This window comes from Ochrobactrum sp. P6BSIII (genome assembly GCF_014138065.1).
Lineage (GTDB): Bacteria > Pseudomonadota > Alphaproteobacteria > Rhizobiales > Rhizobiaceae > Brucella.
On record NZ_JACGXB010000002.1, the window covers coordinates 128,330 to 143,646 of the forward strand.

Genomic DNA, 15,317 nt, shown 5'->3' on the forward strand with positions numbered 1-15,317 from the left:
TATCGCGGCTTAAGTTGGATGATGGATATTATGCTTACTTCGCAGCAATGGCTCCCGGTCGAATTGCTCAACATCGGGCTGGCCGCGGCTCTGTTCTTCGCCTGTCTTGTCCACTCGTTGTGGAAGGCGGTTTTCGATGAACTCAATCCGGTCTTCTGGCGTCGCACTGCCGCCCTTTTGTGGGCTGGCGTTGTGGTCGTCGCGCTGAGCGGTGGGCTGGATACGTTCAACTGGGTGCAGGCGCTTGGCTGGATGCTCGTCGCTGGCGGCGTCGTCGCGACTGTGGTTCGCGCGGGTCTGTCCTATTATCGCCAGTACTGCGCACATAACCAGCAGGGCGTCTTCGGTCGTCGTACGCGACTTTCGGGACGGTGAGCCTTATGTTTGCAAGAACTGAAACAATGCCCTTGCGCACTCACCGCCCTTATAGCCTGCGCTCGTTCTTTATCCGCGCTTTTGGCTCTGCACGATCCCGTAAATATTCGTAGAACGGGCGCCGGAGCGGCAATAGGCGAAGAACGGACCTTCCGCTTCGTCGAGCGCTGCCGCCATGGCATCGACATCATCTTGCGTCAGCTGGCCGCCAACCACCGGAATGTAATAGGTGGCTAGGCCAGCTTTCTCTGCTACGCGCGCAATTTCTGCAAAATCCGGCTGTTCCGGGCCGCCTTCGCCGTCTGGACGGTTACAGATGATGGTCTGAAAACCTTCTGCCGCAATGTCGCGCACGTCGTCGGGTGAAATCTGGCCCGAGACTGAGTAATTGTCGTCGATCTGGCGAATATCCATTTTATCCTCGCTATCGGCGCTGCTGATCATACACAAAATTGTATTCGGCCGTGGCCGAATTGCTTTGTGCTGCATGCCTGTTCGCTGGCACCTTACATAAAACCCGATATGATGCCACATCAAACTGTAGCAATATGTCGGGATGCAAAAACAGCAGGCGAGAGACATGACGATACCCAAGATCAGTCAGGATGTGGTGCGTCTTGCACATCGCGTTTCGGGCTTCCAGGAAGGGCACCGCGCCGTTCCGGAGGAGGTGCCCGTCGCGATGAGCTATAATGGCTCCACACAGGCTGTGATGATGGCGACGCCCTCCGACCTGGAGGATTTCGCTGTCGGGTTCAGTCTCACCGAAGGCATTATTGACGATGCCAGTCAGATCGAAAGCATCGAGCTTGTCGCTTTCGCGCAAGGGGTTGATGTACAGATGCGCCTTGCTGAATTGCCGGAACAGCGGCTGGCGGCGCGTCGCCGCTTCATGGCGGGCCCGGTTGGCTGTGGCCTATGCGGCATCGATTCCATCGAGCAGGCTCTACGCCCGGTCATGCCGCTCAAGGCAGATAATCACCGCATTTCGGCGAGCACCATTGCTGTGGCGATGGCTGCGCTGGGGCGCGAACAGCAATTGAATGCGATGACCCATTCTGTTCACGCTGCAGGCTTTTACAGGCCACAGCAGGGCTTGATTGCCGCGCGTGAGGATGTCGGGCGGCACAATGCGCTGGATAAGCTCGTTGGCGCTCTGGCACGCGATGGGGCTGAAACGGAGCACGGCATAACCGTGATCACGAGCCGGGTATCCGTTGAAATGGTGCAAAAGGCAGTGAAACTCGGCGCGCCTGTGCTGGCGGCTATTTCAGCGCCGACGGCTCTTGCCATCAGGACGGCGGAAGAGGCCAATCTCACTCTTGTCGCCATCGTGCGCGGCGAGGAATTCGACGTCTATACGCATGGCGAGCGAATTGTGACCGATTGAGTGACGGCCCCGCAGGGCAGGGCCGTCCCCGTGAATGATCAGACCAACGCGGCGATACGGCTGCGTTCGCCGACAATCTGCAAGACTGCATGAGCGGCTTCGACGCCCTTCACCTTGAAATGGCTGAAGAAGAAGTCGTGATGCTCCTTGCTGTCATGGAAATGGTGCGGGGTCAGAACAACGCTCAGCACTGGCACTTCGGTTTCCAGCTGCACCTGCATCATGCCATTGATCACGGCAGTCGCCACGAAGTCATGACGGTAAATGCCGCCGTCGATGACGAAAGCCGAGCCGACAATGGCGGCATACTGGCCGGTCTTGGCGAGCGTCTTGGCATGAAGCGGAATTTCGTAAGCGCCGGGAACGTCGAAGACTTCCACTTCGACATTGGTGCCCGTCTTGGCAGCCAGTTCAGCGATAAAGCTCTTGCGGGCTTCGTCGACGATGTCGGCGTGCCAGCGAGCCTGAATGAATGCTACTTTGAAGGAAGTCTTGTTCGGATAGCTCTGGTTCATAGGTTCCTCAAGAAACTAGAATCAGGGCGCACAAAGGAACGCATTACTCGCGTCGGAAGACGCAATTCGTCACGCTCTTTTGCTCTCTTTCATCCGGACTATACCGTCGGCTCCGGCATCTCACCGGATCTGCTGACCCTGATTGATGAAGCGAATCAGCTTCGTCTTTCAGGCGCTCGCGGGCTCGGAAATCGCTTTCCATACCGCCGGTGGGGAATCTCACCCCGCCCCGAGAACAAGCCCACGCACTATTGCGTAAGCCCCGTCAAATTAAGTGGGCGCCGCGATCTTGTCCAGCCATTTCACAGGATTTTTATCCCATTAAAGAGCGGGTATCGGCATTTTTGGTTTACGCTCATTCAAGGGTTTAGATGATGGCTGCTAAACCTCGAAAATACGCTTAAATGCCTCATTTCTCATAAGAAATTGGCTGTGGAATACTACTTAAAATTTTAATCGATTAAATTTCTCGCTATTTATCATATCGGGGATATTGACACCTATCCCGGGTTTCAGCCTATCCTAGGCAATACATCTTGTCTGGTGGATGCGGTTCATTCTTAAAAGACAACGTTGTCAATTGGGGTGAGGCGGCGTAAAGATGGTTTGGAGGACATCGGAGGACGTCGCGTCAATTGGCCGGGGTATCCGGCGGAGATCATCTCTCTGCATCGGGTTGCGGCAGTGAATGAGGAGGAGCCGGTTGTATGGAGCGACCGGTTTCAGTTCGCGCCTCAAGGCGCGGACAGGACGAAAGAAATTCAAAACGGATAGCTGCGCGGTTGGGACGGGATTCCCGGCACAGCGTCCGGTGTAACAAGTTTCGTTTGTTTCTACGGGAGGTAGACATGCATAAACTTCTGAAACTCGCCGCTATGGGTACGGCTGCCTGCGCTTTGCTCGCCGGAATGGCGCCTGTCGCAAACGCTGCTGATGCCAAGCAGAACGTTGAAGTTCTGCACTGGTGGACCGCTGGCGGTGAAGCTGCCGCGCTCGATGTTCTGAAGAAGGACCTTGAAAAGAAGGGCATCAGCTGGACCGACATGCCTGTTGCAGGCGGCGGCGGCACGGAAGCCATGACCGTTCTGCGCGCTCGCGTTACCGCTGGCAACGCGCCGACTGCCGTGCAGATGCTCGGCTTTGATATTCGCGACTGGGCCGAGCAGGGCGCTCTTGGCAATCTTGATGAAGTTGCCAACAAGGAAGGCTGGGACAAGGTCATTCCCGCTCCGTTGCAGGCATTCGCCAAGTATGAAGATCACTGGATTGCTGCACCTGTGAACGTCCACACCACCAACTGGATGTGGATCAACAAGGCCGCGCTCGACAAGGCAGGCGGCAAGGAACCGGCAAACTGGGATGAGCTGATCGCGCTTCTCGACAAGTTCAAGGAACAGGGCATCACGCCAATCGCGCATGGTGGCCAGCCTTGGCAGGATGCGACGATCTTTGACGCCGTCGTGCTTTCGTTTGGCACTGACTTCTACAAGAAGGCTTTTGTCGATCTCGACCCGGAAACCCTGGGCAGCGATACGATGAAGCAGGCTTTCGACCGCATGACCAAGCTGCGCAGCTATGTCGATGACAACTTCTCCGGTCGCGACTGGAACCTGGCCTCGGCCATGGTTATCGAAGGTAAGGCCGGTCTGCAGTTCATGGGCGACTGGGCCAAGGGCGAATTCGTGAAGGCCGGCAAGAAGCCGGGCGAGGATTTCGTCTGCATGCGCTATCCGGGCACGCAGGGCGCTGTGACCTTCAACTCCGACATGTTCGCGATGTTCAAGGTTGCTGACGACAAGATCCCGGCTCAGATGGAAATGGCTTCGGCTGTTGAAAGCCCGACATTCCAGTCCGCGTTCAACGTGGTCAAGGGTTCGGCTCCTGCACGCACCGACGTGCCGGATACTGCTTTCGACGCTTGCGGCAAGAAGGCCATCGCCGACCTGAAGGAAGCTGATGGCAAGGGCACGATGCTGGGTTCCATGGCGCACGGCTATGCCAATCCTGCAGCGGTCAAGAACGCGATCTACGACGTGGTGACCCGCGAGTTCAACGGACAGCTCAATTCTGAAGATGCTGTCAAGGAACTCGTCTCGGCTGTCGCTGCTGCGAAGTAATACGCTGAACAGGCGTCCGGGAGTTTAAACCTCCCGGACGTTTTTTATCCGGCCCGAGGTGCGAGAAGAGCGCCTTACAGCCAGCCGGAGCAGCATTTCGGAATTCAGAACAAGCATTGCATGATGTTGTTTTGCATGGTTCCATCGGAACCGGTGAAGGCATCGTTGGACCAACGCATTTTGCAGCCGGGTCGTTCTCCGGTCATGCATAAATGCCGCTGAAACGATCGTCTCGAATGCCCGTTCAAAGGGCATCACGAGCGGCGCAAACTGGGTGGCGCAAATATGCAGCGTAACAGCCGATTGCAGGAATTCATCCCCAAGCTGGTCTTGGCTCCAAGCTTCCTGATCGTCCTCGTCTTTGTCTACGGGTTTATCATCTATACAGGCGTGCTTTCGCTGACCAACAGCCGCATGCTGCCGTCCTACGGCTTCGTGGGATTGTCCAATTATGAGAAACTCTGGGCGCTGCCACATTGGTGGCGGGCGATCACCAATCTGGCGATCTTCGCGTCGCTCTACATCATCATCTGCTCGGTGATCGGTCTGTTTCTGGCCATTCTGCTCGACCAGAAGATCCGCGGCGAAGGCTTTTTGCGTCCGATCTATCTTTATCCGATGGCCCTGTCCTTCATTGTGACCGGCACGGCATGGAAGTGGTTTCTCGATCCCGGTATCGGGCTTGAAAACACCATGCATCTGTGGGGCTGGGAAAGCTTTACCTTCGGCTGGATCAAGAGCAACACCATGGCGATCTACTGTCTGGTGATCGCCGCCGTCTGGCAATCGTCGGGTTTTGTGATGGCCATGTTCCTCGCGGGCCTGCGTGGCGTCGACAATGAAATCATCAAGGCGGCCCAGATCGACGGGGCTTCCACTGGCACGATCTATCGCCGCATCATCATTCCCTTGATGCGCCCGGTTTTCCTGTCGGCCTTCGTGGTGCTGGCGCATCTGGCGATCAAGGCCTACGATCTTGTCATCGCACTGACCGGCGGCGGACCGGGACAGGCGACCGAACTCCCGGCGACATTCATGTATTCCTATACGTTCACCCGTAACCAGATGGGTATCGGCGCTTCGTCGGCGATTATCATGCTGGCGATGATCTTCTCGATCATCATTCCCTATCTCTATTCGGAAATTCGCGGAGGGTCGCGGTCATGAGCGCCCAGTCGCAAGATAACGCCATCAACAGCGGTAAGCTGACGCGTGCGCTGATCTATACCGCGCTGCTGCTCTTCGCCATCTACTATCTGTTGCCGCTCTATGTGATGCTGGTCAACTCGTTCAAACCGCTGGAAGAAATTCGCCAGGGCGGCATGTTGAACCTGCCGCAGCAATGGACCATCGAGCCGTGGCTTTCGGCATGGTCGACGGCGCAGATCGGCGTACAGCCCACCGGCCTGAAGCCGTTCTTCATCAATTCCATTCTGATGGTCGTGCCCGCCGTGGCGATCTCCACCATTATTGGTGCGCTGAATGGCTATGTGCTGACCAAATGGCGCTTCCGTGGCTCGAATATCTTCTTCGGCCTGCTGTTGCTGTCATGCTTCATTCCGTTCCAGATCGTGCTGATCCCGATGGCGCGCATGCTCGGACTTTTCGGCATTGCCGGAACGATCTGGGGCCTCATCATGGTGCACGTCATTTATGGTCTCGGCTTCACCACGCTCTATTTCCGCAACTATTACGAAGCGTTTCCGACCGAGCTGGTGCGCGCTGCGCAGATTGACGGGGCAAGTTTCTTCCAGATTTTCTGGCGCATTCTGCTGCCGTCATCCGGGCCGATCATCGTCGTGTCCGTGATCTGGCAGTTCACCAATATCTGGAACGACTTCCTGTTCGGCGCATCCTTCTCCGGCGCGAATTCCACGCCGATGACGGTGGCGCTCAACAACCTCGTTTCCTCTTCCACAGGCGTCAAGGAATATAACGTTCATTTCGCAGCCGCCATTCTGGCCGCTCTGCCGACGCTGATCGTCTATATCGTGTCCGGCCGCTACTTTGTGCGCGGTCTGATGTCCGGCGCCGTCAAGGGATAAGTTCACTATGTCGTTTCTGAAAATTACCGATCTCTACAAGTCCTACGGCACTGTCTCGATCCTGAAGAACATCAATATCGAGATTGAGGAAGGCGGCTTTCTGGTTCTCGTCGGCCCGTCGGGCTGCGGCAAGTCCACGCTGCTCAACACGATTGCCGGTCTCGAGCCGATCACATCCGGTGACATTGCGATCAAGGGCAAGTCAGTTTCCGGCCTGCATCCGTCTCAGCGCGATATCGCCATGGTCTTCCAGTCCTATGCGCTTTATCCCAACATGACGGTTGCCGGAAACATCGCTTTCGGCATGGAAATCCGTAAAGTGCCCAAGCCGGAGCGGGACAAGGCCATTCAGGAAGTGGCCGACATGTTGCAGATCGGCCATCTGCTCGACCGCAAGCCGAGCCAGCTTTCCGGTGGCCAGCGTCAGCGCGTTGCGATGGGGCGCGCACTTGTGCGCAATCCGCAGGTCTTCCTGTTCGATGAGCCGCTGTCGAACCTCGACGCGAAGCTGCGTGTGGATATGCGCACCGAAATCAAGCGCCTGCACAGCCGCATGAAGACAACTATCGTCTATGTGACGCACGATCAGATCGAAGCCATGACGCTGGCGACCAAGATCGCTGTGCTGAAAGATGGCGTCTTGCAGCAGTTCGGTACACCTGCGGAGATCTACAACAACCCGTCCAACATGTTCGTGGCGGACTTCATGGGGTCGCCGGCGATGAACCTGCTGACGGTCGCTGTTGAGAAGAATGGCTCGGATTATGCAATCTCGCTTGATCGTGGTGACGGACAGGCATTGACGCTTCCGTTGAAGAACGCACCGCAAGCCCTTGGCGACTATGTGGGCAAGCAGGTTGTCTTTGGCATTCGCCCGGAAGCTTTGACCGATCCAGACGGCGCGGATCGCAATGCGGACGCGGTTGTGGAAGGCGACTGCCTGATCGATGTGGTCGAACCCGCAGGGTCGGACACGTTTGCGGTGACCCGCCTTGGCGGCAAGCATGTGGTCGCCCGCCTGCGCGCCGATGCACGCATCGTGGCGGGCCAAGCTTCGCGGCTGGCCTTTAATCTCGACAAGGCGGTGTTCTTCGATCCGACCAGTCAGGGACGCATTCTCTGATCGGCGGAAAATTAGTAAGCTAATTCTTGGAATAGTGTTTGTTTACAAGAGGCTTAGCCTTGAGCGCATCATGATCGAACGAAAGGTCACACGATGCGCAGGAAGATTGGCACGCTGCTGATGGTCATTGGCATGAGCGGGATTGGTCCTGCTCATGCCGCAGAGGCCATCGATCATTTTGGAACGCTGAAACAACACTTATTTGCCGGACAGCGGACGACGTCGCTGCTCGAACTGGACAGGTGCGAGCAGACATCAGGCATAAAACAAAAACCGGAGGGCTTTACCGGCGGTCTAGTTATCCGCGCCTTTTTGAGCAGACCCGCTCCGGATGGAGCAATTGTCTACGCGTACAATCATGAAACGGTAAGCGATGACACGCCGGTTCAACAGTTTGTCCGCTACCGCGTTTTGCCGGATGAAACAGCGACAATCATCATCTGGAGATTTTCTGCAAAAACCCATGACCAGATTGGAGAAACCACAATCTTCAAGTGCAAGCTGGGGGAGGGGTTGAAATTTGTCTATGACAAAGACACGTAATTGATTCTCAAAAACGCGAATGCCTTTGAAATTGAAAAGAGCGCTTCCGATAAATCGGAAGCGCTCTTTTTCATAATTTGCCTGGAGGGCAAAATCAAACTCGATAGGCGATCATCATAAACACTGGCCAAGCCTCATCGGGCGGCCAATCTAGTGCAGGAAATCCAGTCCCAATAGACCGATCGCAAGCGCCGTGTTCAGCGAAATGATCATCATGCCATAAACTAGTGCAGTTCTCGTAATATCGTTCATTTCCTACCTCCTTGAGCCGGGACCACCCATTCCAGACTCGAAGCTTCGTGAAACTGTTACCGAATGTAACAGTCCGTTACGGCATGCGCAACCCCGCTTTACACAATTGTGAACGATTGAAATCTGTCGTGAGAAATGGGTGTCTTTTGCCCAGTCGGGCGCTGAATGAAGGGCTTTTGAGCCGATAAATTGCTGAAATTGGGCCGAAATCACCACAATGTGAGAAAAAATCGGCTAGCAATCTACCTATAAGCACGACATAGCTTCTGGTAAGCTTTTTGTAAAAGCACGGCCTATTCGGAAATTCACCGTGAACCGCATCATTCCACTTGTGCTGGCAATTGCTCTTTTCATGGAGCAGATGGATTCGAATGTCATTTCGACATCATTGCCCGCGATTGCCGCCGATATCGGCACCAGTCCGATTGCTCTCAAGCTCGCTCTGACGGCCTATCTGGTCGCGCTGGCGGTTTTCATTCCGATCAGCGGTTGGATGGCTGACCGGTTCGGTGCCAAAAATGTTTTCCGCGCTGCAATCGCCGTCTTCGTCGTTGGTTCGATTGCCTGTGCAGCGGCTAACTCACTGACTGCCTTTGTCGTTTCGCGCTTCTTGCAGGGCATGGGCGGCGCGATGATGACGCCGGTGGGACGTCTTGTGCTGGTGCGCTCGACACCGCGCAGCGAACTCGTATCGGCCATGGCGTGGCTGACGATCCCCGCCATGGTTGGCCCGTTGGTCGGGCCACCGGTTGGTGGTTTCATCACGACCTTTCTCACATGGCACTGGATATTCCTGATTAATGTGCCCATCGGCGCTGTCGGTATCTGGTTTGCCACGCGCTTTCTGCCGGATAATGACGAGCGCATCGTCAAGCGCCTCGATTGGCCCGGCTTCTTTTTGTCCGGCATTGCCATGTCCGGCGTGGTCTTCGGCCTGTCTGTGGTCAGCCTGCCTGCGCTGCCGCCCGCTGTTGGCTTCGTTACGGTGGCGATCGGTCTGGTCTGTTCGGTGCTGTATATCATCCATGCCCGCCGCAGTGCTGATCCGCTGCTTGATCTTCGGCTGTTCGACAATCAGGTATTCCGGTCAGCCGTGTTGGGGGGCAGTATTTTCCGCTTCGGCATTGGCGCCATTCCGTTTTTGCTGCCGCTGATGTTCCAGCTCGGCTTCGGCTTCACGCCCTTTCAGTCGGGTATGATAACCTTTGTTTCAGCCATCGGTGCGATCAGCATGAAGTTCGGTGCGAAGCGGATTTTCGCCAAGATCGGCTTCCGGCGCGCATTGATGTCGGGTTCGATCATTTCGGCAGGTTTCATCGCGGTCAACAGCCTGTTCACACCCATGACGCCGATCTGGATCATTCTCAGCTTCCTGCTGGTCGGCGGTTTTGCGCGGTCGCTGTTCTTTACTGGCGTCAATGCGCTAGCCTATGCCGAAATTCCGGATGAAAAAACCAGTCAGGCGACGCCGATCACCGCCGTCGCACAACAGGTTTCGCTGGCGATTGGCGTTGCCCTTGCGGGTGGGGTGCTGGAAATCAGCAGCGGCTTGCGCGGCGCACCGCTGGCCCTGGTCGACTTCCATGTGGGCTTCATCGTCGTGGCTTTGGTGTCCGCTGTCGCATTCTTCTGGTTTGCACGGCTTTCGCCTGAAGCTGGTCGCGAACTATCCGAACCTTCAGCACCTCGCCAGAAGGGCAAGGCTACAGTTGTGGTGAAGCCGGTAAACTCGGCAGCCGGAGAATAAAATAGGAGCCAATCGGCTCCTATCTTGCATTGCTAGCCCTTGAAATCACGTGCGAGCAGGTAAAGCTCAACCGATTCCGCGCGCGATGCGGGCGGCTTGACGTGATGCACAGAGCGGAATTTCTGCTTCAGCATGGCGAGAAGCTCATTTTCCGTGCCGCCCTGAAATGTCTTGGTCAGGAAGTGACCGCCGGGCTTGAGTACTGAAACCGCAAAATCAGCCGCAACTTCGCACAGATGCACCGTGCGCAGGTGGTCGGTGCGGCGGTGTCCGGTGGTCGGCGCAGCCATATCGGAAATAACGAGATCGGGCTTGTCTCCAAGCGCTTCCATCAGTTTCTGCGGCGCTTCATCATCGAGGAAGTCCATTTCCAGAAGGATGACGCCCGGCAGCGGATCAACATGCAGATAGTCGATGCCGACTACATGCGGATCTTCGTCGGTGGAACCGACAATCTTGGCTGCTATCTGCGACCAACCGCCCGGTGCGGCACCAAGATCGATGATCTTCTGGCCCTTCTTGAGCAGATCATAGCGATCATTGATTTCGATCAGCTTGTAGGCCGCGCGCGAGCGATAGCCGTCCTGCTTGGACTTGTGCACATAGGGGTCATTCAGGTGACGCAGCAGCCAGCGACGCGACGATTCCTTGATCGTGCCTGCCTTTTTCTTCACGCGCACGTGCAGATTGCTGGTGCCTGCACCACCGCGTCCGCCCGTTTTGGCGCCCGACTTCGTGCCGCCTTTGTTTCCGCCTGCTTTGCTCATTTTCAGTTGCCTGTTCTAGCGCCAACAGCGCATTTATTGGCGCAATTGCGCGCGATTGTGCCGCCATGCGCCGTCGCGCGACATTAGTTCGGTCAGGATGCCTTCACGCAAGCCGCGATCCGCCACCAGAAGTTTTTCGCTCGGCCATACCTTGCGGATGGCATCGAGAATGGCGCAGCCCGCAAGCACCAGATCGGCCCTGTCTGCACCGATGCATGGATTTGCAACGCGCGCATCGAAATCCCAGGACAGGAGGCGGCTCGTCATCTGCGTAACATCTTCCGAGCCCATCCACATGCCATCGACACGGCGACGGTCATAGCGCTCCAGACCCAGATGAATACCCGCCAGCGTGGTAACCGTACCGGATGTGCCGAGCAAATGGAAACGCGGGCTTGAAGCCAGTTGGCCAAGGCAGTGCCGTTCGGCAAAGCTGGACAGAAGCTCGGTCACGTGACCGACCATCGCCTCGAAACTTTCCTGCGTGACATTGCGACCGCCGAAACGCTCGGCGAGCGTGACGACACCTACGGGCAGGGAGGTCCATGCCATGATGTGTTCGGCAAGGCGCGGAGACCGGCGCTGCGAAACATCGATCAGCGCGATTTCAGAGGAACCGCCGCCGATATCGAACAAAACCACTGCTTCCGTTTCGCGCGCTACCAGTGTTCCGCAACCGGAAACGGCAAGACGTGCTTCCGTCTGGCGATCAACGATTTCCAGTTCAAGCCCGGTTTCCTCGCGAACGCGCTCCAGAAACTCCTCACCATTCGACGCCGCACGGCAAGCCTCGGTTGCGATCAGGCGCGAACGGCGGATTTTCTTGCCGGCCAGCTTGTCACGGCAGATCTTGAGCGCTTCGATAGCGCGCTGCATGGCGTTGTCGCTCAATTTGCCGGTTGCGCTCAGCCCTTCGCCAAGCCGCACGATCCGCGAAAAAGCATCCACAACGCGAAACTGCCCCGGACGGGTCGGCGATGCGACCAGCAAGCGGCAATTGTTGGTGCCAAGGTCAAGCGCTGCATAAAGCGGAGCCTCGGCGTGGGCGTGCCGTGGCGGCTGAGCCGCGCCGTTCTTCCGCTTGGCATGCGACGAAGCCTGCGCGTGATTGTCACGACGCGGTGTTTCATGCGTGCTCTTAGGCGCGTGTTCGGCTGTCCGCGGCGCGGCATTATTCTGCTGCTGCGCCTGCTTCTTCTTGCGGGCGCGCCTGCGACGATTCGAAATTTTGCCAGGGGACTTGGCTTCCTGAAGGGTGGTATCTTCAGCAGCTTTCTGCGCGACAGCCGCTTCCGGTCGCCGTGCCGCTTTGCCACGGTGACGACGGCGCGCACGCTTCCGCTGGCTGCCGGAACCCTTGTCATCCGCTTCACTTTGCGGCTTTGGGCGTCCTGAATCGGGTGCGCTACGCGCATTCCCGGCTTCTGCAACGGCTTCCTTGCGCGGTTTGCGCTTGCCGTTAGTCGACGGATTCCGGGCTTGAGCATTTCCCGATTGTCCGCCGGACGCCCCTTGTTGCGCCTTTTCTACGGGGCGCTCCTCGGGGTTTTTCAAGGTACTGATCCTTATAAGCGCCGCGCGAACCAAAAGGACGCAAGCAGGACGCTTGATTTATTACGTTGCCCTTAATGTAACAGCGGTTTTCTCTTTTACCAAGGGGCAGGCCGGTGAGACTCGGCGGAAAATTTCGAAAAGATCGTATGAATTGCGATAAGGTCAAAAACGAAAGGGCCTTCGCAAATGCGAAAGCCCTTTCCTGAAAGACAAAATGATCGGTCAGATGTCGTAACTATGTGCGGCGTTGATGGTCGCGACGAACTGCTTGGTACGCTCGCGGGACGGGCGCGTGAAAACATCATGTGCAGAGCCGGTTTCGACAATATTGCCTGATTCCAGAAACACAACATTCTGGGAAATCTTGGAGGCAAGGCGCAGATCGTGGGTGGCGATCACCATCGTCGTGCCTTCCTTGGCAAGCTTGCTCAACACATCCACCACTTCCGAGGCAAGTTCCGGATCGAGCGCCGAGGTGGGCTCGTCGCACAACAACACGCGGGGCGAAGGCGCCAAAGCGCGGGCAATCGCGATGCGCTGTTGCTGTCCGCCGGACAGGGTCGACGGCCAGGCGTCGGCCTTATGCGCCATGCCAACTTTCTGCAACAGTTCCATGGCGCGTTCGCGAGCCTTGGCCTTTGGCCATTTCAACACGGTGACAAGGCTTTCCATGACATTCTGGATCGCCGTCTGATGTGGGAACAGCTGGAAATTCTGGAACACCATGCCGGTCTGGCGGCGGATGGACTGGATGGCCTGCCAGCTTGGCTTGCGTCCCGGCTCGAACGTCAGCGTCTGTCCGCCTAGTGACAGACTGCCGGATGTGGGCACTTCAAGCAGGTTGATGCAGCGCAGGAGCGTGCTCTTGCCGCCACCTGACGGGCCGACGAGAGCGGTCACCGAGCCTTCGGAGATGGTGACATTGATGTCGTTCAGGATCACAGCGTCATCGAAACGCTTTACGATGTGTTTCAGCTCGATCATGCGTTTGTCTCCAGCGTGCCGCCATAACGCCCGAAGCGTCGCTCAAGCCGTACCTGAAGGGCAGACAGAATCGAACTCAGCGCCAGATAGATCAGCGCGGCTTCGATATAGAGGATCAGCGGTTCGTAGGTCGTGGCGACGATGCGCTGTGCCGACTGGAAAAGCTCCGGCACGGTGATTGCGGCGGCGAGCGACGTATCTTTCACAAGTGAAATGAACGTATTGGAAAGCGGCGGCACGGCGATTCTGGTCGCCTGTGGCAACACGGTGCGGATCAGCGCCTGACGCCAGCTCATGCCGATGGAATAGGCGGCTTCCCACTGGCCCTTGGGCACGGACGAGATGACCGCGCGGATGATTTCCGAACTATAGGCGCCGACATTCAACGTGAAGCCGATGAGGGCTGCCGGGAATGCATCGAGATAGATGCCCATGCTCGGCAGGCCGTAGAAGATCACGAAAAGCTGCACCAGCAGCGGCGTGCCACGGAAAATCCAGACATAGAAGCGCGCAATCGATGAGAGCCAGACCGGAGCGAATAGCCGGACGAGAGCCGTCAACAGCGCCAGCGCCAGACCGAAGATGAAGGACAGCAAGGTCAGTGGAATGGTGAAGATCAGCCCCGCCCAGAGAAGGGTCGGAAGCGACTCGATCATGAGTTGTAGCCAGTCAGGCACCGGGTTCGGCTCCTTGGAACGAAAAGCAGTGTCGGTTCAAACCGAGATGATCAGGCACCGGAAAGGTACGTTCATTCATCTTATACAGTTTATGGAAAGCGAACTTGAAAATTTATTCGGAATAAATTTCTACATACACAAAAAAGAAGCCGGAATCCTGTTCCGGCTTCTCTATTTCCGGCGTTCAGGAGCTTACTTGGAAACGTCCTGACCGAAATACTTCTGTGCGATCTTGTCGTAGGTGCCATCGGCCTTGATGTCGTCCAGCGCCTTGTTGATGGCTGCAACGAGATCGTCGTCGCCCTTGCGAACGATGATGCCCGAAGCGTCAGCGTTTTCCTTCTCGGCCACGATCTTGACCGGAGCCTTGGGCTGATGCTTCTTGAAGTCGAGGAAGGACAGGCTGTCATTGAGCGTCGCATCGGCGCGGCCCGTCAGAACGAGCTGGATCGACTGATCGAAACCGTCGGTAGCCACAAGTTCCGCGCCGGCTTCCTTGGCGATTTTGCCGTAGTTGCTGGTGAGCGACTGTGCCGACTTCTTGCCCTTCAGATCGGCAAAATCCTTGATCGTGTCGTTCTTGTCGTTGACGATCAGGACAACCTTGGAAACGATGTAAGGGTTGGAGAAGTTGAACTTCTTCTTGCGCTCTTCGGTGATGCCGACCTGATTGATGACGGCATCGTAACGGTTGACGTCGAGACCGGCGATGAGGCCATCCCACTTGCCTTCGACGAATTCCGGCTTGACGCCGAGCTTGGCAGCCACGGCTTCACCGATTTCCACGTCGAAGCCGACGAGCTTGTTGTCCTTGTCGTGATAGGTGAAAGGCGCATAGGTGCCTTCGGTGCCGATCTTCAGAACGCCCGCCGACTTGATGGCGTCGAGATTTTCTCCGGCCATTGCGCCGGTGAAGAGAGCTGCCTGAATGATGCCTGCGGTAGCGATGATCTGAGCGAATTTCATTTTCGGTATCCGTGAACTGGTTGATGTTCTATTGATCGCAGAAATTTAATTCTAAAGATGCGTCCAAAACGACCATTAAGGCACAATTATTAGGATGTGTTCCTAATTATAAGACGAATTTGGGTGAATAATTCTAACATTTTCCAGTGAGGATCGGAAGGGTGGAAAAAGCATTCGCTTTCCTCTTATCCATCGGCCGATTTTGCCTCGTTTGAATGCAAAACGCCGCCAGAATTTTAGCTGGCGGCGGTTCGTTTATCCA

Annotated in this window: 15 protein-coding genes and 1 riboswitch; of the genes, 8 read left to right on the forward strand and 7 right to left on the reverse strand. The window is 56.5% G+C overall.

What is annotated here, in order from left to right; all coding sequences use genetic code 11:
* Positions 1 to 21 precede the first annotated feature (21 nt).
* Positions 22 to 375, forward strand: coding sequence for a hypothetical protein (locus FHW00_RS02940; protein ID WP_440630832.1), 354 nt, complete (start codon positions 22 to 24; stop codon positions 373 to 375).
* A gap of 69 nt (positions 376 to 444) precedes the next feature.
* Here the strand turns inward: FHW00_RS02940 and FHW00_RS02945 are convergent, their stop codons facing one another.
* Positions 445 to 789, reverse strand: a complete 345-nt coding sequence (locus FHW00_RS02945; RefSeq protein ID WP_078337067.1) for a TIGR01244 family sulfur transferase — start codon at positions 787 to 789, stop codon at positions 445 to 447.
* Between the two features lie 166 nt (positions 790 to 955).
* On the opposite strand from FHW00_RS02945, the gene fdhD reads away from it, so the two are divergent.
* Positions 956 to 1,765 carry a formate dehydrogenase accessory sulfurtransferase FdhD gene (gene fdhD, locus FHW00_RS02950; protein WP_078336816.1) on the forward strand — a complete coding sequence of 270 codons (810 nt, stop codon included), beginning with the start codon at positions 956 to 958 and terminating at the stop codon, positions 1,763 to 1,765.
* 38 nt (positions 1,766 to 1,803) lie between these two features.
* Here fdhD and FHW00_RS02955 read toward each other — a convergent pair whose 3' ends face one another.
* Positions 1,804 to 2,280 (reverse strand): 6,7-dimethyl-8-ribityllumazine synthase, encoded by a 477-nt coding sequence (locus tag FHW00_RS02955; protein ID WP_078336817.1) that lies wholly within the window; start codon positions 2,278 to 2,280, stop codon positions 1,804 to 1,806.
* A gap of 77 nt (positions 2,281 to 2,357) precedes the next feature.
* Positions 2,358 to 2,521: riboswitch (FMN riboswitch) on the reverse strand.
* 607 nt (positions 2,522 to 3,128) lie between these two features.
* On the opposite strand from FHW00_RS02955, the gene FHW00_RS02960 reads away from it, so the two are divergent.
* The 6 genes from FHW00_RS02960 (at position 3,129) to FHW00_RS02985 (ending at position 10,107) form a co-directional block, all read left to right on the forward strand.
* The gene (locus FHW00_RS02960) at positions 3,129 to 4,397 is read left to right on the forward strand and encodes an ABC transporter substrate-binding protein (protein ID WP_078336818.1); all 1,269 of its coding nucleotides are present in this window, start codon (positions 3,129 to 3,131) and stop codon (positions 4,395 to 4,397) included.
* Positions 4,398 to 4,682: 285 nt separating this feature from the next.
* Entirely contained in the window at positions 4,683 to 5,564 is an 882-nt protein-coding gene (locus FHW00_RS02965) for a carbohydrate ABC transporter permease (RefSeq protein ID WP_078336819.1), read from the forward strand.
* The gene (locus FHW00_RS02970) at positions 5,561 to 6,442 is read left to right on the forward strand and encodes a carbohydrate ABC transporter permease (protein WP_078336820.1); all 882 of its coding nucleotides are present in this window, start codon (positions 5,561 to 5,563) and stop codon (positions 6,440 to 6,442) included. Before FHW00_RS02965 ends, FHW00_RS02970 begins: the two co-directional genes overlap by 4 nt.
* A 7-nt stretch (positions 6,443 to 6,449) precedes the next feature.
* The gene (locus tag FHW00_RS02975) at positions 6,450 to 7,565 is read left to right on the forward strand and encodes an ABC transporter ATP-binding protein (RefSeq protein WP_078336821.1); all 1,116 of its coding nucleotides are present in this window, start codon (positions 6,450 to 6,452) and stop codon (positions 7,563 to 7,565) included.
* A gap of 93 nt (positions 7,566 to 7,658) precedes the next feature.
* Positions 7,659 to 8,108 (forward strand): VirK family protein, encoded by a 450-nt coding sequence (locus tag FHW00_RS02980; RefSeq protein ID WP_078336822.1) that lies wholly within the window; start codon positions 7,659 to 7,661, stop codon positions 8,106 to 8,108.
* A 562-nt stretch (positions 8,109 to 8,670) separates the two neighbouring features.
* Positions 8,671 to 10,107 carry a DHA2 family efflux MFS transporter permease subunit gene (locus tag FHW00_RS02985; RefSeq protein ID WP_078336823.1) on the forward strand — a complete coding sequence of 479 codons (1,437 nt, stop codon included), beginning with the start codon at positions 8,671 to 8,673 and terminating at the stop codon, positions 10,105 to 10,107.
* Between the two features lie 32 nt (positions 10,108 to 10,139).
* Here the strand turns inward: FHW00_RS02985 and FHW00_RS02990 are convergent, their stop codons facing one another.
* The 5 genes from FHW00_RS02990 to FHW00_RS03010 form a co-directional block, all read right to left on the reverse strand.
* Positions 10,140 to 10,874 carry an RlmE family RNA methyltransferase gene (locus FHW00_RS02990; RefSeq protein ID WP_078336824.1) on the reverse strand — a complete coding sequence of 245 codons (735 nt, stop codon included), beginning with the start codon at positions 10,872 to 10,874 and terminating at the stop codon, positions 10,140 to 10,142.
* Between the two features lie 33 nt (positions 10,875 to 10,907).
* Entirely contained in the window at positions 10,908 to 12,428 is a 1,521-nt protein-coding gene (locus tag FHW00_RS02995) for a Ppx/GppA phosphatase family protein (RefSeq protein WP_113533419.1), read from the reverse strand.
* 222 nt (positions 12,429 to 12,650) lie between these two features.
* A complete protein-coding gene (locus FHW00_RS03000; RefSeq protein WP_078336825.1) occupies positions 12,651 to 13,412 on the reverse strand; it encodes an amino acid ABC transporter ATP-binding protein in 762 nt (253 codons plus the stop codon).
* On the reverse strand, positions 13,409 to 14,089 hold the full coding sequence (locus tag FHW00_RS03005; RefSeq protein WP_078336826.1) for an amino acid ABC transporter permease: 681 nt from the start codon (positions 14,087 to 14,089) through the stop codon (positions 13,409 to 13,411). The genes FHW00_RS03000 and FHW00_RS03005 overlap by 4 nt, the downstream gene beginning before the upstream one ends.
* 192 nt (positions 14,090 to 14,281) lie before the next feature.
* Positions 14,282 to 15,055: an amino acid ABC transporter substrate-binding protein gene (locus FHW00_RS03010; protein WP_078336827.1), complete on the reverse strand. Its 774-nt coding sequence runs from the start codon at positions 15,053 to 15,055 to the stop codon at positions 14,282 to 14,284.
* Between the last annotated feature and the right edge of the window lie 262 nt (positions 15,056 to 15,317).

Excerpts from the sequence above, each read along its gene's own strand:
- FHW00_RS02955 (WP_078336817.1), bottom strand. The coding sequence starts at position 2,280 with ATGAACCAGAGCTATCCGAACAAGACTTCCTTCAAAGTAGCATTCATT.
- FHW00_RS02990 (WP_078336824.1), bottom strand. The coding sequence starts at position 10,874 with ATGAGCAAAGCAGGCGGAAACAAAGGCGGCACGAAGTCGGGCGCCAAA.
- FHW00_RS02970 (WP_078336820.1), top strand. The coding sequence starts at position 5,561 with ATGAGCGCCCAGTCGCAAGATAACGCCATCAACAGCGGTAAGCTGACG.
- FHW00_RS02940 (WP_440630832.1), top strand. The coding sequence starts at position 22 with ATGGATATTATGCTTACTTCGCAGCAATGGCTCCCGGTCGAATTGCTC.
- FHW00_RS02975 (WP_078336821.1), top strand. The coding sequence starts at position 6,450 with ATGTCGTTTCTGAAAATTACCGATCTCTACAAGTCCTACGGCACTGTC.
- FHW00_RS02980 (WP_078336822.1), top strand. The coding sequence starts at position 7,659 with ATGCGCAGGAAGATTGGCACGCTGCTGATGGTCATTGGCATGAGCGGG.
- FHW00_RS02945 (WP_078337067.1), bottom strand. The coding sequence starts at position 789 with ATGGATATTCGCCAGATCGACGACAATTACTCAGTCTCGGGCCAGATT.
- FHW00_RS02960 (WP_078336818.1), top strand. The coding sequence starts at position 3,129 with ATGCATAAACTTCTGAAACTCGCCGCTATGGGTACGGCTGCCTGCGCT.
- FHW00_RS02965 (WP_078336819.1), top strand. The coding sequence starts at position 4,683 with ATGCAGCGTAACAGCCGATTGCAGGAATTCATCCCCAAGCTGGTCTTG.
- FHW00_RS03000 (WP_078336825.1), bottom strand. The coding sequence starts at position 13,412 with ATGATCGAGCTGAAACACATCGTAAAGCGTTTCGATGACGCTGTGATC.
- FHW00_RS03010 (WP_078336827.1), bottom strand. The coding sequence starts at position 15,055 with ATGAAATTCGCTCAGATCATCGCTACCGCAGGCATCATTCAGGCAGCT.
- fdhD (WP_078336816.1), top strand. The coding sequence starts at position 956 with ATGACGATACCCAAGATCAGTCAGGATGTGGTGCGTCTTGCACATCGC.